Source organism: Ruegeria sp. YTSC004 (genome assembly GCF_059609805.1).
Genome location: NZ_JBXWMJ010000027.1, coordinates 1 through 18,230 on the forward strand (window position 1 = coordinate 1; position 18,230 = coordinate 18,230).

General features: G+C 53.8%; 11 protein-coding genes. 5 read left to right on the forward strand and 6 right to left on the reverse strand.

The window, feature by feature from the left end; genetic code table 11:
* The first annotated feature begins 434 nt into the window (after window positions 1-434).
* The 3 genes from AC2FFP_RS22755 (at window position 435) to AC2FFP_RS22765 (ending at window position 2,989) form a co-directional block, all read left to right on the forward strand.
* A complete protein-coding gene (locus AC2FFP_RS22755) occupies window positions 435-1,304 on the forward strand; it encodes a LysR family transcriptional regulator (RefSeq protein WP_496766526.1) in 870 nt (289 codons plus the stop codon).
* 106 nt (window positions 1,305-1,410) lie between these two features.
* Complete coding sequence (wrbA, locus tag AC2FFP_RS22760) at window positions 1,411-2,034, forward strand: NAD(P)H:quinone oxidoreductase (RefSeq protein ID WP_496881547.1); 624 nt, start codon at window positions 1,411-1,413, stop codon at window positions 2,032-2,034.
* A 58-nt stretch (window positions 2,035-2,092) separates the two neighbouring features.
* Window positions 2,093-2,989 (forward strand): EamA family transporter, encoded by an 897-nt coding sequence (locus AC2FFP_RS22765; RefSeq protein ID WP_496881548.1) that lies wholly within the window; start codon window positions 2,093-2,095, stop codon window positions 2,987-2,989.
* Window positions 2,990-3,808: 819 nt separating this feature from the next.
* Here the strand turns inward: AC2FFP_RS22765 and AC2FFP_RS22770 are convergent.
* The 5 genes from AC2FFP_RS22770 to AC2FFP_RS22790 all read right to left on the reverse strand — a co-directional run bounded on the left by AC2FFP_RS22770 (window position 3,809) and on the right by AC2FFP_RS22790 (window position 14,696).
* Entirely contained in the window at window positions 3,809-4,834 is a 1,026-nt protein-coding gene (locus AC2FFP_RS22770) for an adenylate/guanylate cyclase domain-containing protein (RefSeq protein WP_496881549.1), read from the reverse strand.
* A complete protein-coding gene (locus AC2FFP_RS22775; protein WP_109310482.1) occupies window positions 4,827-5,168 on the reverse strand; it encodes an Hpt domain-containing protein in 342 nt (113 codons plus the stop codon). The genes AC2FFP_RS22770 and AC2FFP_RS22775 overlap by 8 nt, the downstream gene beginning before the upstream one ends.
* A 3-nt stretch (window positions 5,169-5,171) precedes the next feature.
* Complete coding sequence (locus AC2FFP_RS22780) at window positions 5,172-12,578, reverse strand: GAF domain-containing protein (protein WP_496770867.1); 7,407 nt, start codon at window positions 12,576-12,578, stop codon at window positions 5,172-5,174.
* 586 nt (window positions 12,579-13,164) lie between these two features.
* Window positions 13,165-14,448 (reverse strand): pyridoxal phosphate-dependent decarboxylase family protein, encoded by a 1,284-nt coding sequence (locus tag AC2FFP_RS22785; protein ID WP_496881550.1) that lies wholly within the window; start codon window positions 14,446-14,448, stop codon window positions 13,165-13,167.
* Window positions 14,397-14,696: a hypothetical protein gene (locus AC2FFP_RS22790; RefSeq protein ID WP_496770875.1), complete on the reverse strand. Its 300-nt coding sequence runs from the start codon at window positions 14,694-14,696 to the stop codon at window positions 14,397-14,399. The genes AC2FFP_RS22785 and AC2FFP_RS22790 overlap by 52 nt, the downstream gene beginning before the upstream one ends.
* 620 nt (window positions 14,697-15,316) lie before the next feature.
* On the opposite strand from AC2FFP_RS22790, the gene AC2FFP_RS22795 reads away from it, so the two are divergent.
* Together AC2FFP_RS22795 and AC2FFP_RS22800 are read left to right on the forward strand one after the other, a co-directional pair.
* Entirely contained in the window at window positions 15,317-16,300 is a 984-nt protein-coding gene (locus AC2FFP_RS22795) for an ornithine cyclodeaminase family protein (protein ID WP_496725702.1), read from the forward strand.
* A gap of 448 nt (window positions 16,301-16,748) precedes the next feature.
* Window positions 16,749-17,642 carry a helix-turn-helix domain-containing protein gene (locus AC2FFP_RS22800; protein ID WP_496770878.1) on the forward strand — a complete coding sequence of 298 codons (894 nt, stop codon included), beginning with the start codon at window positions 16,749-16,751 and terminating at the stop codon, window positions 17,640-17,642.
* A 294-nt stretch (window positions 17,643-17,936) separates the two neighbouring features.
* On the opposite strand, the gene AC2FFP_RS22805 is transcribed toward AC2FFP_RS22800, so the two are convergent.
* On the reverse strand, window positions 17,937-18,089 hold the full coding sequence (locus AC2FFP_RS22805; protein WP_496881551.1) for a hypothetical protein: 153 nt from the start codon (window positions 18,087-18,089) through the stop codon (window positions 17,937-17,939).
* Between the last annotated feature and the right edge of the window lie 141 nt (window positions 18,090-18,230).

Sequence of the window (18,230 nt, forward strand, 5' to 3'; positions counted from 1 at the left end):
TCAAACCAACCAGATGAGCCACATCCTCTCTTAGATCAGAGCGCCATCTGTCCCAAAATCCCTGACGACGGACAGTCTTTCCGCATCTTCTGCAATCGCCCTAAGTCTTTCCTGCCGAGTTGGCTCACGAGCAGTGTCGCTCACTGGTTTAGCTCTGCTTTTAACGGGGCGGTCTGAACTTTCATTGTTCGATCGGCTTGGAACATTTTTCCGTGTATGCGGACTATTAGATCTTGCCATTGCGCTTTACTCCTAGCCTGAACGAAAATAGACCGATGATTGTTTTCTGGCAACCGCCCGGAGATCAACGCCAGCACCACAGGCGCGTCGCCCCTTCGCACCAGTGACGCAGTCGTATAACTTGCAATTCGTTACGCCCAACTGGGCGGCTCAAAAAACTGCTCGGGGGCCTGGAGTTGGACAAACTATCAGTCATGCAAGCTTTTTGCCGTATCGTTGAACGCGGCAGCTTTGCACGTGCCGCGGAAGATCTTGGTGTCTCTCCTGCGCTATTGAGCAGAGAAATTAAGCTTCTGGAAGAAAGTCTGGGAACCGTCCTCCTCACCAGAACGACCCGATCTATGTCACTGACTGACACCGGCAGTCTCTATTACCAAGATGCAATTGGAATTCTCGACGCGGTCGAAAAAACGGAACAGACCATAAGGGAAGGTTCAAAAGCGATGCGTGGGCACCTTCGGGTGAATGCGTCAAGTTCCTTCGGCCAAACCGTTATCGCACCGATGCTTCCAGAGTTCTTGGAAACCTATCCAGATCTGCGATTTACGCTTTCGATGGACGACAAGGTGATCGATATGGTCGAGGGCGGGTTCGATCTGTCGATACGAATCCGAGCTGCGATGCCGGATTCGGCCCTTGTTGCGCGACGGATCGGCGTGATGCGACAGCGGATTTTTGCGTCTCCTGACTATTTAGAGCGATGCGGGACGCCGACTCAACCGGCGGATCTGAAAAACCACGCTATCATCGGCTTTTTGCTTGCTGATCATTTGACGAGCTGGAAGCTCTCGGCCGCCGAAGGTGTCACAACATTAGAGCTTGATCCACGCGTGCGCGTCGGCAACAGCCTCGTTTTGCGGGATCTGCTGATAGCGGGGCAAGGCATCGGAACACTGCCCGAGTTCGTCTCTGATGCTCCCGAAGCCAGCGGGGCCTTGGTGCGAGTTCTTCCTGACCACGAACTGCCTGCGCCAGAAGTATTCGCCGTTACAGCATCCCGCTTGGGAATGGACGCAAAGGTCACAGCCTTTCTTGATCACCTGCGTCTGGCTCTGCGGTCGTGACATTATTCAACACAGGTAAAGAGTGAAGTCAGAAGTCGCGACTTAATTTGCGAAGTAACAAGTCCCATCCTCTCAGGAAACAAGTCACAGGCCTGAGAGGTTCCTAATGTCACGTATTCTCGTTCTCTACTACTCAAGCTATGGCCACGTTCGCGCATTGGCCGGTGCCGAATCTGAAGGCGCCAGAAGTGTTCCTGGCACCGAAGTTGACGTTCGGCGTGTGCCCGAAACCGTCCCTGAAGAAGTCCGCCAGCAGGCCGGCTATGTCGTCGATGATACGCCTATAGCCTTGCCGGCAGATCTGGAAAGCTATGATGCAATAATTTTAGGAACGCCGACCCGATTTGGCATGATGGCAGGCCAAATGAAGTCGTTCCTGGATCAAGCTGGCGGACTTTGGGCCAGGAATGCTCTGGTTGGAAAAGTCGGGGCGGTCTTTGCATCTACGGGTTCGCAACATGGCGGGCACGAGGCGACCCTTCTGACAACGCAAGTCCCGCTTCAACACTTTGGGATGCTGATTGCCGGAATGCCCTACACATTTGCTGGCCAGACTACATCAGAGGAAATCATTGGCGGCGCACCATATGGTGCCGGAACAATCGCCGGCGCTGATGGTTCCCGCACACCTACCGAAACCGACCTAGCCGGGGCGCGGTTCCAGGGCGCTCATGTTGCAAGGATTGCAGCGTGCCTCGCTGGAGCAAACCTGCAAGCGGAAGCAGCTTAACCCGCGCGCCTCTGAAGTCTCACTCAAATTCTGAAACGCCTCAGCCGGGAGACATACAATGTCACGCTCAACCGATATTCTTCTCACTTCACTCGCCCCAGCGGTATGGGGAAGCACTTATCTGGTAACTACGGAAGCGCTCCCGGCTGGCTACCCGATTACCCTGGCTGCGTTACGAGCTCTGCCTGCTGGCTTGTTGTTGCTTGCAGTGACGCGCTGCGTTCCGCCACGCGACTGGCTCGGTCGAGTTTTCGTCTTAGGCAGCCTCAATTTCGCTTTGTTCTGGGTGCTCCTCTTCGTTGCTGCGTATAGGTTACCTGGCGGTGTGGCCGCTACTCTAGGATCGTTGCAAGCAATGATCGTGATTTTGATGGCGTGGGGATGGCTGGGGACCCCAATCCGACTTGGAGCGCTCGGAGCCGCCGCGACTGGCGTAATGGGTGTGTCTCTGCTGCTGATCGGACCAGAAGCACAACTTGATTGGATCGGCATAGCAGCGGGTTTGGGAGGGGCCGCGTCAATGGCTGCTGGCACTGTTCTCAGCGGGAAATGGCAACCTCCGGTCTCCGCGCTGAGCTTCACAGCGTGGCAATTAACAGCCGGTGGTTTGATACTGCTGCCAGTCGCACTGTTCCTTGAGCCGCCTCTACCTGCGCTCAGCGCGACAAATGTCGCCGGCCTTATTTGGCTTGGGTTGATTGGTGCTGCAGCAACCTATGCTCTTTGGTTTCGTGGCATAGCGCGCCTGGAACCCAGTGCAGTTTCCCTGCTCGGCATGATGAGTCCTGTTACAGCTGTCGTGTTCGGCTGGGTATACTTGGGACAAACGCTTAGCTTCACCCAGTCCATAGGAGCAGCCATAGTTATTGGCTCTGTTGTGGTTGGCCAGAGCGTGAGTCGAAGGGACAATTCGGGTGTGAAGAATTGGAGACCAGCAACGGCTGGATCTGTCTGATGGGTGCAGAGTTGCAAACGACGGGCCCAATCACGCAAGTGGGCGAGGAATGGCTCAGCGCCTCGCTCAAGCCCGTTCGCCAGAACCCAACAATATCGAAGTCCTAGGTTTTCCAACGTATGATAAAGGGGATGGTTTCTGGTGCCGCAGCGTCGCGGTGGTTGGATCCTCCCATAAACGCGCTATGCCAAATTTTGGGTTGTCTGGGTTCTCTAGCGCACATCATAAAGATCAAGATAACTCTTTCTGAGTGCCACATTGTCAGCGAAATCAGAAGTGCTGCCGGAGTACAGAGGCGACCGCTTCGGTGTTTCCTCTTGTCGTCCCCATCGAAGCGCGGTTGCAACTGCCCATTTCCGGATGAAGTGCACTTTTGAACGGTCGCCGCCCGGTAATAATATCTCGACCAAAGCCTTCCCGCACCGCAGCAAACACGAAAAGCCTGATCAGAAAGGCGTTTGCGCCGTGTTCAGATCATCGCATTCTGCGTCAGCGACAGGTTGTCTTTTAACAGAATGGGCGGAAACCGGTCGTTCGCTGCGGTGCAAAGAAAATGCTACACTACTCCAAAGCAGTCATTGAATCGGACAGACTGCTCAAAAGACCCGGATGATAGTGATCTATCAAAGTTCGCTTCATCTGTTCTCCTCGCATCGAATAAAGCCCGATTTTTGTCTGTGGCAATAGGCCCATTGCCGGGCGTAAAAACAATCGACCCGTTTTCGCGAATCCAAATTGAGTGGCTGCGACGGCGGGGAGTTTAGTAGTAAGCGATCTTACAGGAAATGATATCGGAGAAACGATACTCGTGTCGGAAGATCACAAAGCGTGAATGTCCAATGGATCGGAGAAGCCCTTGATCTGGGTCCCGCCAAATGTCTCCTGAATATCGACCCCGTCGAGCAGATTCAGGGTCTCTTGATCAACCAAAATCCGGCTTCCGGTGTTCTGGGTTTCCGCTTCCAATCGGGCTGCGAGATTTACCGCGGATCCGATACAGGTATAGGTCGCCCGGTTGTCAGTGCCGGCATAGCCCGCGACGACTTCGCCTGTGGCGATACCGATCCCGATCCTGAGACTCCGTTCTCCATCCGCGAGCCGGTCATGATTCAGCATCTCTATCATGCTATGCATTTCATGCCCCGCAGCTACCGCGCTTTGCGCGGTATTGTTCAGAGGTTGTGGAACACCGAAGAGAGCCATCAACCCGTCACCAAGCATCAGGCTGACAATGCCGCCATTGCTGGTCACCGCCTCGAACATCAACGTGTAGAAGGTGTTGAGCAGATCAATTGTTGCCTCGGGCGCGAGGTTTTCCGAAAGGGCTGTGAAACCGCGAATGTCGCAAAAAAGAACCGATGCGTTTGCACGTTTGCCACCGATGGCAAAGCCAGACTCTTGCAAGTCTTGCGCAACTTCGGAGGTCGCGAAACGTTCGAGCAGGCGTCTTTGTTCGTCCCGCAATCGCTTCTTTTCGAGGCCGCTGGAGACGCGGGCGCTGAGAAGCGTCTTGTTCACCGGCTTGGGCAAGTAGTCTTCTGCGCCTAACTCGATGCAGCGCACAATATTGTCGAGCCCTTCGACAGAGGAGGTCACAATCACTGGCAATTCGCGCAGGTCGGGGTCCGCATTGATTGCCTCCAGAACCTGAAACCCGTCCATTTCCGGCATTTCGATATCGAGTAGAAGCAGGTCATAAGACTGACTCGACAACATCTCCATCGCGACGAGGCCGTTTTCCGCGACAGAGGCTTTGTGCCCCAACAATTCAACATTGCGAGACAGGAGTAGCCGATTGACTTTGTTGTCATCAACGATGAGGAGATGGCCGGGTGTATCAGTCATTGTTCAGGGTCCGCAGGGCCGCAGCAGCTTTGGCGAAAGCGGCCTCCAGAGCTTTCGCATCTGTAAGGTCGCCAGTCGCTGGTATGTCCCCGAGCTCGATTTTTCTGGCCAACTCGGCCAGTGCAGTCGCACCAAAGGTGTTTGCATTCGACTTAATGGAATGAGCCGCGCGGCGATATCCATCAGCGTCAGACGCGTCGGCAGCCGCTTTCAATTCGGCGATCATGCCAGGGGCTTCGTCGAGGAAGGTGTTCACAAGCTCGGCGGCAAATTCGTCGCCTGTCGCGTCCTTGAGTTCAGCGAAGATATCAAGATCAATTGGACCGTTTGTCATGGATTACTTGCTTTTCCTAGGAACATTCAAAAGGGCTTCGATAAGAATAGGCAGGCGGATCGGTTTGGCGATGTAGTCGTCCATCCCGGCATCTAAACACATCTCGCGGTCGCCTTGCATGGCGTTAGCGGTCATGGCGACTATACGCGGTCGGTCTTCTCCGGGAAAATCTTGGTTTATGCAGCGTGAGGCTTCGAGCCCATCCATTTCGGGCATCTGCACGTCCATCAATACGACATCGTATGCTTGCCGGTTCACGCTTTCGACCGCCTCAGCGCCGTTGCTGGCCAGATCAGCGCGATAGCCCATCTGTTCAAGCAGGCGAAGCGCAAGTTTCTGGTTCACCAAATTATCCTCAGCCAGCAGAATACGCAGAGGGTGGCGTTTGGCCATCTGTGGATCAGTCTGGGGTTTGTCTGCGGGTTTGGTCGCTTTCACGGGAGTATCTTCGGTTGAAAACAACGTGACCAGAGTATCGAAAAGATGCGACTGACGCAGCGGCTTGGTGAGGTTGGCAGCAAAGAGACCGTCTTCGAGGTCAATGTCGCGCGGACCAAGAGAACTAAAGAGGATCAGCGGCAAGTCCGGATGCTTGGCCCGAATTTTCCGGGCAAGTTCCTCACCATCCATTTCTGGCATGTGCATGTCGAGAATTGCCAGATCGAACTTTTGAGCCTTCTCGAGTGTGGCCAGCGCATCGGACGGGGTTTCGCAGGTAGTGGTTTTAGTGCCCCATTTCTCGGTCTGGAGCGACAAGATTTTACGGTTGGTGGCGTTGTCATCCACCATAAGGATGCGTTTGCCTTCAAGCTCGGACTGAATGCCTACCAGATCACGCGACGATGATTTGACAGGTTTGGAAGGTTTGGTCTGGATCGTAAACATAAAGGTCGAACCGTGCCCCTCGCCGTCACTTCGTGCCCACATGGTGCCGCCCATGAGTTCCGCAAGACGTTTGGAAATCGCCAGGCCGAGTCCGGTGCCGCCATATTTACGGGTTGTTGAGCTGTCTGCCTGACTGAAGGACTGGAACAGACGGCTCATACCTTTTTCGCTCAGGCCAATACCAGTGTCGCGGACTGTGAAAGTCAGCTCAAGCGATCCGCGTTTCTTGGTGGTTTGTTCAACAGATAGAACCACTTCCCCGCTTTCGGTAAACTTCACGGCGTTGGAAAGAAGGTTCAGCAGGATCTGCCGCAACCGGGTCAGGTCGGCACTGATCGCAAGGGGCAGAGCGTCGTCAAATTCATAGGCCAGATCAAGCTTCTTTTCGGCAGCCTTGCCGCTGATCAGATCTAGCGCGCTTTCGATACATTCACGCAGGTCAAACGGATGGTTCTCGATGTCCATCTGCCCGGCTTCGATTTTCGAAAAATCGAGAATTTCGTTGATGATGCCAAGCAGCGCGTCGCCACTGTCGCGGATCGTGTTGGCATAATCGCTTTGTTCGGCGTCCAACTTGGTATCCATCAGGAGCCCACTCATCCCGATAACGGCATTCATCGGTGTACGGATTTCGTGGGACATGGTGGCGAGGAACGCGCTCTTCGCTTCGTTAGCAGACTCGGCCACCTCACGGGCCTTTTCGGCCTCGCGGAAAAGGCGCACGTTCTCAATGGCAATAACAGACTGATCCGCAAAAGACTCAGCCATAGCAATATCGTCGTCCGAAAACGGTATTTTTGATTTCCTGATGAAATAGAGTCCGCCCAAACACTTGTCTCCGCGCATCAACGGTATGCCAAGAAAAGCTTCAAATCCGTTTTCTTCGTGAAGCTTCTTGGCCAACCGCGGTAAGCCCTGTGACGTCAAATCGTGTACATGCATGGTTTTCCCGGACAGTAACACGGACGACAGAAAATTATCCTTCGGGTCCAACGGGTGTCGGGTTTGTCCGAAATCACGTAATAGGCCTTTTGGCGTCGCCAAAGCCACTTGCCACCAGAAACTGTCATCTGACAAAGCGGCGCCTGCCATGTCGCATGAAACAAGCCGTGTCGCGGAATTTACAATCGCCTCAAAAACAGGTGTGGTATCTGAAGGCGATTGGCTGATCACCCGCAGAACATCAGCACTGGCAGTCTGTCGCGCTAAGGAAGCCTGAGTTTCATTGAACAGACGCACGTTTTCCAGCGCGATGATAGCCTGATCCGCGAAAGATTCGGCAATGGCTACTTCGTCATCACTGAAAGCCTTCGACGTTCTCCGAATAAAGACGAGAGTGCCGAAACAGTCTTTCCCTCGCATCAAGGGTACCATCAAGAACGACTTGAATCCTTGTCGCTCAACGATTTCCGTGTCCCGCGGAGATAGTTCATCAAAGCGCGTTTCATCCAATTGCAGCGTCTTGCCGCTCTGGATGACGCGGGATGGCAGGTTGTCGTCGGGATCAATTGGCAGGCGCTCAGTCCAAGTGATTTCCTCTAAACCATCCGGAGTTGCGGCCGCCACTTGCCAGTATTCAGTTTTGTTAGCCTGCATGGCAATCGACAAGTCGCAATCGATGAGAGCTGTCGCCAGTCCGACAATCTTCTCAAAAACCGGTTTGGTATCTGTCGGGGATTCCGAGATCACTCTGAGAACATCCGCACTTGCCGTTTGGCGAGAGAGTGCGACTTGCGTATCGTTGAACAATTTAGAGTTTTGAATCGCTATGATCGCCTGCGAGGCAAAAGTCTCCATCTGCTTGATTTGCTTGTCCTCAAAGGCGGCTTTATTTCGGCTGCCCATACTGATGACACCAATCGTGTCACCGTCGCGTATCAAAGGTACAGAGAGAACCGACCTGTATCCTTGCAAGTTGGACCTAAGGACCGGATCATAGTTAGGGTCCGCTTGAGTATCCTCAACGTAGTCGGCGCGCCCATATAAAAGCGCCCGGGCGGTCGCCGACGTTTCGCCCGGTTCAAATGGATGCGACTCGAGGAATTTGGCAAAACTCTCTGTGAGATTGTGCCCGGCAAAGAAATGGAATTTTCCGTCCTCGGGTTTCTTTAGCGCCACAAAAGCATCCTGTAGGCGGCAGATGCGCGACGAAACCGCTACCAACGCTTCCAAAACCGGCTCTAAAGCGTCAGGGGAACGGGAAATAACCTCGAGCACTTCGGATGTCGCCTTCTGATACCCCAGTGCCTCTTCAACTTCTGCAGTGCGGGCCTGCACTTCTTTGAACAGTCGCGTATTGTTGATGGCGATCACGGCCTGAGACGCGAAGGTTTCCAGCAGGCTGACTTGTTTGTCGCTAAACGCAGCTGCCTGCCGATGCGCCATAACAATAACGCCAACGGTTACGCCATTGCTGACCAAAGGGACACCAAGAGTAGTAAGATAGTCCCCGATCTCAGCCGCTTTTTTCCATGTGTAAGTCGGATCTCTACGGGTGTCTTTTATATAGACCGTCTTGCCTTGCAGAGCCGTGCGCCCGATGCAAGACCCCTCTTCTGGCGCGATAGGGTTGTCGGACAGGAATTTGAGAAAAGCATCACTCACATTGTGGGACATGGCCACGCGGTATAGGCCATCGTCAGCATCCTTCATTGCAAAGAACGCGTATTCCGGTGAACAGATACGCGACGAGACCTCCAGGATCGCGTCCAAAACCGGTGGAAGATCGTTCGGTGAGCGCGAGATGACGTCGAGCACTTCGGACGTCGCCGTCTGATACTTCAGCGCCTCCTCGACTTCAGCAGTGCGTTCCTGAGTTTCCCGGAATAGCCGTGCGTTCTCGATGGCGATGCTGGCTTGATTGGCAAAACCCTGAACGAGCTCGACGCTGTTTTGTTGCGGCGGTCCGGCCTCGGCCCAACCGACAATTATGACGCCCCAAATCCGCGCCTCTGCCCGGATCGGTACGGCCATCAAGCGCCGATACCCAGCCTTTCGGGCAAGCTCTGGACTGAAATACTCGGGCCCCCGCGCATCCGCTAGATGCTGGACTTCGCCGCTTTCAACGACCAATGGAGCCAGATGACCCTTGGAAGCTTCCAAGGGATAATCCGAAGTCAGTGCCTTCAAAGTAGTCTGCGGAAACCCGTATTGTGCGCAGAAATGATAGAGATTGCCGTCAAAGCGTTCGAGGACGCAGAACTGCGCTCCACAAAGTTCAGCGGATTTTTGCACGACAAGGTCAAACACAGGCTGGATGTCGGAAGAAGCTTCGTTGATCAGTTGCAAGATTTCAGCACTGGAACGTTCGCGCACCAATGCGTCTTCAACTTCGGTCGTACGCGCCCGTACTTCCTCGAAGAGTTGAGTGTTATTGATGGCAATCAACGCTTGCGAGGCGAACGTCTCCAACAGAGATATCTGTTTTGAATCGAATGGTGCGACTTTGTCGTGGCAGAGCACGATCACACCGACCACAACCTTATCCTTGACCAAAGGGACACCCAGAAGCGAGCGATACTTGCCAATACGCGCGGCTTCCTTCCAGGCGTATTCGTCAGCTTCAGTGTCCTCGTAGTAGACTGTTTTGCCGCGTGAAGCTGTTTGGCCAATACCGCTTCCATGACCTGCCGGCACTGGGTGTGCTTTCATGAACTTCATGAAATCACTGTCAAAGTCGAGCATGATGTCAGTATGGTAAAGGTTGTCTTGCGGATTCAGGATCGAGATCGCAGCATATTTTGGCTCGCAGATCCGGCCGGCGACTCTCAGTATCTCTTTCAGCACCGGCTCCAGCTCATTCGGAGATCGCGAAATCACCGACAATACGTCTGACGTGGCAGTTTGATACTCCAGTGCCTGCGTGACTTCTTCCGTACGCTCCTCCAACTCGTGGAAAAGGTTTGCGTTGGTAATCGCGATAACGGCCTGATCTGCAAAAGTTTCCAGCAGTTTGATCTGTTTGGCGGAAAAACCCGAGACTACTGGCGCCCCAAGAGAGATAACGCCTACGACTTCACCGTTTTTAACCAGCGGAAGCCCAAGTAATGACTTGTAATCACCTACACCGCTTTCTTCTAACCAGGTGTAGGTGTCGTCCGCTTCGACATCTTCGACATAGCTTGTGCGTTTCGACAGGATCGCACGCCCGCTTACACCGTTCTCCGCTGGTGAAATCGGGTGAGCTTTGACGTACTCTGCAAAGGCCGTATCCTGTGTTAGCGTCGAGTGCACATGAAAAAGCCCATCGTCCGGGTTGAGCATCGCGACATAGGCATCCTGCAATTCGCAGATGCGCGACGCTTCTTTGAGAATGGCGTCCAGAACGGGCGACAGTTGATTGGGAGATGCTGAGATCACACGCAGAACTTCGGATGTTGAAGTCTGATACTCCAAGGCTTGCGTGACCTCCGCCGTACGGTCTTGCACCTCTCGGAACTGGCGTACGTTATCCATTGCGATCACGGCTTGGGCCGCAAAGGTTTGGACCAGAGCGACATCATCATCCGAAAATGGCGAAACTTCACGGCGATAGAGAACGATCACCCCAAGACCGGTGTCGTCTTTCATCAACGGCACCGCAAGGACCGAGCGAGCACCTTCAATCTCAACCATCTGAACCCGTTTTGGGTCACGGTCCCGGTAGTATAGTGGATCATCGGCGATATCGTCTTGGCGGATAACCTGACCATCGATCATTGGTCTGATCGCAACCAGTTCAGTGCGCGTTAATGGCTCTACGAAATCTTTGAGCGCTTCATCAAAATCAGTTCTCGCACCGATATTGGCTGGAATCGTTGCGTGCCCTTGTTCGTGGTCAGCGACACACAAGAAGGCCAGCGGTGCTTTGCACAAACGGCTTGCGTTCTCGAGAATGCTATAAAAGACCGGTTTGTCGTCATCGCGGCTGCGGCTGATGACTTCGAGTATTTCACGCGACGCTTCTTCCCGTTCAAGTCGTTCCTGAACTTCACGAAACTGGCGCGTGTTTTCGATGGCAATGACTGCATGTTTGGCGAATTCTTCAATCAACTGCACGTCAGGGTCAGCAAATGGCCGCACCTCCCGGCGGCTAACTGCGATGGCTCCGATGGCCTGATCTCCTTGCATCAGGGGGACTGTAACGCGTGACCGAATGCCTTCGATCTCAACCATCATGGCAGCTGTAGGATGGCCCGAGCGATAAAAATCCGTGTCGGTCAAATCATCGATGCGACCAACCTTACCTGTTCGTATCGCAGTGGCTATTGGAATCGATTCGTCCAACTGCCACTCGTCTCCAACATCAAATTTGGTTCTCTGATGCCCCCAATTCGCCGCCAACCGCCCGTGGGTCCCGGCAGCGTTGATCAAAATAAGGACCGCCTGATCTGCATCACATACCCTGGTGGCCTGCTGAAGCACTGAATCAAAGACGCGCGCATCGTCATCACGGCTTTGGCTAATGACCGTTAGAATTTTCTGTGTTGCCGCCTGACGCTCCAACTGTGTGTGCAGTTCATTCAATTGTCGCGTGTTATCCAAGGCGATCACAGCTTGGGCGGCGAAGCCCTCAACCAGAGAGATCTCGTCGTTTGTAAATGCGCGAACCTCACGTCGGTAAATCCCGATGACGCCCACGGGCGTGCCATCTGCCGACATTAGTGGGACCGTCAGAAATGACCGGACACCTTCTTCGTCTACAAGTTGACGGCGCCATGGGTCGCCTTTGATATACTGGTCAGTCAGGCGCAAATCGACATTGTGAATAACGCGTGCCTCGCGAACGGACTCCGCAATCTGGAGATGTGAGTCCAGTGACCAACGATCTACGCCAACCTCGTAGGTCGCCAACTGATCACCGAAATGGGCCGCATATTCGAGGTGGGTTTCTGCTTCATTCAAAAGGCTTAGTGTGGCGACATCCGTTTCGCAAAGCCGGGCTGTATTTTCCAGGATCGTCTGGAACACCGGCGTCTCATCTTCCCGCGATCGGCTAATTGTCTCGAGAACTTCACGCGTGGCGCCTTCGCGTGCCAGACGGATCTGCAATTCGCGAAATTGGCGAACATTCTCAATGGCGATTACCGCTTGGGCGGCAAAGGTTTCGACGAGCTTGACCTGATCGTCGGTATAGGGCCGGACCTCGTCTCGCGCCAACATCAAGCATCCGATTGCACCGCCATCCACCTTTAGAGGAACAAACAGATTGCTGCGGCACCCATGCTTGTCGACAATCAGCTTGAACCGCTCATCGCCGGACTTGTGGAATTCAGTGTCTCCCATATCCACAACACGTTTGGTCTCGCCGCTGAGGATTGTTTCAGTCACCAGAGAATTGCCCGGCTCCATCGTGTATTTTCCGTCGCGCCAGAGCTGCTGAATGTCAGGGTGCAGGTTAACACTGGCCACGAGCCGCTGAAGTGTGTCGCCTTCCTGTCCAAGAACCAGACCAGCAAAAACAGCGTCGCAAAGGTCTTTGGCAAGCTCAACAATCAGATCGCAAACCGGCTGAACGTCGTCCTTGGTCACAGAGATCGCCTGCATCACCTGAGCGGTGGCTTCAAACCGCGCCTGTTGATCAGCTGCGCTTAACTCCGAACTTGGCGCAGATGATGGCGCGGGACTTATCGAGGTCCCTGATGCCTTTTTGTCGCCCAACTGCGCCCAAACTCCCACGTCAATTCTGACTAACAACTGTCCGGAGTTTAGAGAGCATGTTATAGAAGTCACTGGAATTCTTTACCGATGATGCCCTTTGCATTCATGCACGCGCGAGCACGGCCCACTTAGCTCGGATCATCCGGCTGGTCAGCGCGATGAATCAACAGTGTAGTGCCAAGGCGCTGGATAGACTTGTAGGCCTTACTGTTCTGGCACTCCATATGCGACTCGAAAACGTCAGGACGTTCGATCTCTGAAGCGCTCCACCGAGCGTCATTGCTTAAACCCAGACTTCTGTTGGCGAAAGGCAGCATGTGCTGGACACGCAAGCCCCTGTGAACTCTCTGGGAAGATGCACTGCGAAGTGTACTGCTCGCTTAAAAGGACGGCAGGCATGTTCCCATCTCGGCCATCGAAGCAAAGGAAATGTTGCAAATGTCGGAACGGCCGCTTTCAAGAAGCTGATTAGTTAATCATGGTTCAAGCTCAATGTCCGGTTTGGGCCGGTAGGTCTGGGCCAAAAAACGACGTTTATAAACGCCTTAACAGTTATCAATGAGCGCGTTAGGCGGGCTGTTCCGATAGGATTTCTTCGCGCGATCTGAAGCACATCGCGGAGGAACCGATCTATGTCCTCGCGTTGGGTGCGGTGGTTGTTGAACGCACAGCGAAGCCCATGTTTGCCTTTCACCGTTGTATCCGAAGGCATAGCGAGCCCGCGCTCCTGAATCCGAAGCATGATTTTGGTGTTAAGTGCTTTGGCTGCGTTTTCGTCTGCCGCTAGATGCCGGAAACACACAATGTTGAGCTCGACAGGAGCGACAAGTTCCAGAAGCGGATGCGCCTCTACTTGCGCGGCCATGTAGCGCCCAAAGCCTATGTCTTGCGCAATGAGCCGCCCGAACTTCGTCGTACCCTGTTCCTTGAAAGCCATCCAGATTTTCAACGCGCGAAAGCTGCGGCTAAGATCCAGACCGTAGTCAGCGAGGAACTTCCCGGCAATCATTCCGCGCTCCTGGAGTTGCAGGTAGGGGCCGTGCATCTCGAATGTTCTGAAATGCGCATCGGGGTCCTTGATCAATACAGCGCCAGCGTCAAAGGGAGTGTGCAGCCATTTGTGGGGATCAATGGAAACGGAGCCGGCGCGTTCGATCCCGGCGACCAGATGGGCGTGGTCGGGGGCAAGACGCAATATACCGCCGATGCACCCATCAACGTGGAACCACAGGTCCTCACGCTCACACAGCGTGGCGATCGCGGTCAGATCGTCAATCGCACCGGTGTTTGTCGTTCTAGCCGTTCCAATCGCGCAAACAGGTTGCATCCCGTTCGCGCGATCTTGCTTGATTGCCTCTTCCAGCGCATCGAGCCGTATTCTTTGGTAGTCATCGCTCGCGATCTCTACCAGCGCCTTGGCGCCGAGGCCCAGCGTCTCCAACGCCTTCTGGTGGCAACTATGGGCTTGATCGGAGGCGTAAAACCTAATTGGCTTATCCAGCGCGGCAATACCATCCTGGCGAACGTCATATCCGGCGGTGAAATTGCGGATCACGGTATGCGCCACAAGATTTGCCATTGAACCGCTGCAGGTTAGAGTGCCGCTCGCACACTTGGGAAACCCCGCAATTTCCTTTAGCCAATCGACAACTTGCTGTTCGACCTGCGCCGCTCCTGTGTTGCCACCCCCAAGATTGCTGCCCTCTACGGCCGCAAGAAAATCACCCAAAGCGCCGGTGAAGTTGCTGGCACCCATATACCACCCCAGAAACGTGGATGGATATTGCCCATGGGATATGCGCGCACGGTCGCCCGATATTCATCGTAGACCTGCTCCAGAGACGAGGGATGTTCCGGCAAACCAGACTGGAACGTGGTATGGACATCGTCGGTCATGGGTCTCCAAACAGGACGCTCTCGCACCTGTTTCAGATGCTCGATGGCCTCATCGACCATCCTGTGGGCGAGCGCGCGGCTGGCCTCCCAATCGTCCGTCCGGATCAAGAGTTAATCTATTGGATTTCACCATCAACAGCGTCCCTTTTGTATAGAGAAAAAGGGTGTGCGATAAACGTATTCAGTGCAACCGTTCTACGGCCTTGTTGAATCTCCAACAGATGGATATTTCTGTTGGGGCGATGGCGGATCGGAAGGCCTTTGTGTGCGCCTCTTTTTGATTGGCGAAACAGCTTTGTTGTCCGCAGAGCTACCACCCGATCATGGAAGATGCTGCACTTGCGCCTACGTCCACTTCTAGGAACGATGCAATGCAGTGATGGAGGCATCGACGACCGTCGGCTTTGGGCCGTGCTTGAGGTCATCAAAATGGTGGCCAGGGGCTTTGCAGCGCTATCTCTGATGACGGCTTTGGAACCCTGAGCTGCCGTAATCACACTTCGATCTTTTGCAAGTGCGGCACGTCGCGATCCGCGCATTCCGGACGTTTAGAACGAGTTGGCAGGAAGCAGGTGAGCGGAGGAACTCAGACGTTCGGCTGAGTTCATATGTGAGAAAAAATGAAGACGAATTTCGTTTCTGCGCCTTGGGTCGGGCGATTGAAAGTAACCGCTTAATTGCTTCTGCAAAGGTAAACCGATGGCGAGAACAGCGGAAAATAATGTACTTTGTCAGAAAGCCAATTTGCTGATGTGAGGAACGTCGTGACCTCTGAGAACGCGCTAATTTATCTGTCTGACAAGGATCTCGGGGGTTTGGGCATCCAAACTTCTGAAGTTGCCGATGCCATCGAATCCGCCCTAGTAGCCAAAGTAGAAGGAAAGCTTCGCGCTTCTCCGAAAACAGTCATCTTGCCCGGCGACGGGCGCTACGCAATGTCTACCTTAGCAATGGGAGATGATGGTTTCATCGTGACCAAGCAGGTCACAGTGTGTCCGGAAAATCCGGCAAGTGGTCTTCCCGCGATTAACGGTGCAATCATGGTTATGGATGCGCAAACCGGACTACTTCGCGCGGTCTTGGGAGCGAATTGGATTACAGCAGTCAGAACAGCGGCTCTGTCAGTGGTGGCGGCGCGTAGGCTTGCTGACCCTCATGCCGAGACCGTGGCTTTTGTGGGCGCGGGTGTGCAAGCGCACGCCCATCTTGCTGCGTTTTCAGATCTATTTCCCTTGAAACGAATCCGCGTGTTCGGGCGAGGTAAGGAGAATGCCGACAAGCTTTGTCGTTATGCACGAAGCCTGGGACTGGACGCTGAATCATGCACCAGTGCAAAAGGCGCCCTGAATGATGCAGATCTGATAGTGACATCGGTAACTTTGGACTACTCAATCGAACCCTTTTTGGACGGCCGATGGCTGAAACCGACTGCCTTTGCGGCGATAACGGATGTCTGCATTCCGTGGATTCCAGCAGGTATGGCTGCTTTCGAAATGGTAATTGTCGACGACCGGCTACAGGAATTGGAAAGCGACAAGCCGATGTTGCCATATAAGAAAATTGCTGGCGATTTGGCGGAATTGGTCACCGGTAAAGTCGACATTCGCCTGCGCAACAAACCGGCCGCTTTTGCATTCAGAGGGATTTCATTGGGGGATTATGCTGCTTCGGTTCTCGCGGTTCGCCGGGCCTCCGAAATGCCCGTGAAGTGATACCAAAGACATAAATATGCACTTTGAAATAAAAGTTGAAAGGCTCGCTTTGGGCGGTCGTTCTCAGCAATCTGACTTGTACAGCGAATTCACATTTTGTGCCTTTGATCTAGTAGTCAAGATCTCTCATAAACCGGTGGCGACGCATCGGGGAAACAGGCCAATCGCGTTTCATTCGCTTTGAACAGCGGATGTCACGTCTCCGACGACTCCGGGTTTCAGAGGCGGATGCAAACCCAAAAAAAATTGCGTCGAGCGTACCGGGTGACTGACATATGCGACGTGCCATTGCAGGTTCCTTTTGTGTATGTGTCAAGCTTGGCTCGTCTCAGGAAACTCGGCCACGGACGTGATCCGCCTGAACCCGTAAGTCATCCATAAGTCGCTTGGGCAATCACCCAATTTCAGGCAAATTGATAAGCAGCGGCACGACCATTTCGGAGACAACATGACCGCCCCTTCGTCCATCTTCGCCGACAAGCTTCGAAGCCATCGAGCTCGCAACGGTATCGACGGCCGCATGTCACAGGAACAATTGGCTGCTTTGCTGGGATTAAGTGTAGATGCGGTCAGCAAATATGAGCGATCACTGTCGTACATCCGAGGTGACCTGGAGCACCTTTTAGTAGAAAAACTCGGATGGACGCGGGATGAAGTTGTGGCTTGCCGCGAGGATTGGGAAAGCCGTTCGAGTGGAACGCATGCGTCCTACCGGGTTCTTCGCGAACATGAAGTGGCGCTGGAATACGGATCTATCGAGTTTGCCGATGCCGCCGTTCAGGCCTTGGAACTCGAAAGTGCTCATGAGTTTCCCGACGGGTTTTCCGCCTGCGACCCCATCTGGGCGGAGATCTTAAAGGATGGGGCGATGTCCGGCGTATATGTCATGATTGGAGATGAGTTGGCAGCTCATATCTCGCTTATTTTCCTGGATGAAGACTTGGAAACCAAGTTCTGCGAGTGCCGGCTGGTTGAAGCTGAATTTAGTCTGGAATCCCTTCGACGCCCGGTTCTTCCTGGCGACTATTTCGGCTATTGCGCCGGCGTCTACATCGCGCAGGGGCATCAAAATTCTGCGCTTCATCTGCTAAATGGGTTTGTGAAAGTACTCGAAGATCTCGTGATAAGGGAAGTCTATCTAAAAGATCTAGCCGCCATCGCCGCAAGCCCAATAGGGCATCAGCTGTGCAAGGATCAGAGTTTCCAATTCATCGGCCCACACGTTGACGCTACAGGTCTCGAATTCTGGCACCTCGCCGGGGAAAACATACTCTATTCTCTCTTTGCTCGACGCAGCCCTATGCTCAAGAAGGCATATGCTGACCGTTTCGAAAGTACTTAACTACCGTCTGACAATTTATCGTATCGATAAAGTCCAGCTCAACGGTTCAACCCTAGGTGTTTCGTGAAACAGCATTTTGTGAAACGCTACGTTGATGTGGCCAAAAAACCGAATGTCCGGTTCGGGCTGACTTCGTGCGTGGGTCGCCGTGGGCCCAATGTCAGGTTGTTCGCGGTCCAGACTTCGTTTGGCCTTCCTGCTTTGCGCTTGCAGCGAATGTCTCCTTCTGACGGTCCGCACTGCAGCATCGCTAATCCTCGGGCAATGGCAGCAATTGGCCGGAGCATTATTGCATCAGGCATCTGTCATATGCTGGACCAGCGAGGTCAGCTGTCTGTCGCAGTAGCCATCGTCCCAAGCCGTTTTGGTGCGGTCATGCATCAACTGGATGAAATCAGCGGGCGCATTAAGTGAGAGATAGGTCTTCAACGCATCCTCTTGCGCCATCGCGTAAACCTTCAGGGAAGCTTCCGCACTGTCGTAATCCTCAAACGGAACAGTTCTGGCAAAGTGTCCGTCGTCAGGGATTTTGGGACAGATGGCGCTCTGATCTAAGAGAGGATGTGGCTCATCTGGTTGGTTTGATTA

What these genes read in the sequence shown, in the direction of transcription:
- AC2FFP_RS22780 (WP_496770867.1), bottom strand. Translation starts at nt 12,578, where the DNA reads ATGCAGGCGATCTCTGTGACCAAGGACGACGTTCAGCCGGTTTGCGAT.
- AC2FFP_RS22800 (WP_496770878.1), top strand. Translation starts at nt 16,749, where the DNA reads ATGACCGCCCCTTCGTCCATCTTCGCCGACAAGCTTCGAAGCCATCGA.
- AC2FFP_RS22765 (WP_496881548.1), top strand. Translation starts at nt 2,093, where the DNA reads ATGTCACGCTCAACCGATATTCTTCTCACTTCACTCGCCCCAGCGGTA.
- AC2FFP_RS22785 (WP_496881550.1), bottom strand. Translation starts at nt 14,448, where the DNA reads ATGGGTGCCAGCAACTTCACCGGCGCTTTGGGTGATTTTCTTGCGGCC.
- AC2FFP_RS22755 (WP_496766526.1), top strand. Translation starts at nt 435, where the DNA reads ATGCAAGCTTTTTGCCGTATCGTTGAACGCGGCAGCTTTGCACGTGCC.
- AC2FFP_RS22770 (WP_496881549.1), bottom strand. Translation starts at nt 4,834, where the DNA reads ATGACTGATACACCCGGCCATCTCCTCATCGTTGATGACAACAAAGTC.
- AC2FFP_RS22775 (WP_109310482.1), bottom strand. Translation starts at nt 5,168, where the DNA reads ATGACAAACGGTCCAATTGATCTTGATATCTTCGCTGAACTCAAGGAC.
- AC2FFP_RS22805 (WP_496881551.1), bottom strand. Translation starts at nt 18,089, where the DNA reads ATGGCGCAAGAGGATGCGTTGAAGACCTATCTCTCACTTAATGCGCCC.
- wrbA (WP_496881547.1), top strand. Translation starts at nt 1,411, where the DNA reads ATGTCACGTATTCTCGTTCTCTACTACTCAAGCTATGGCCACGTTCGC.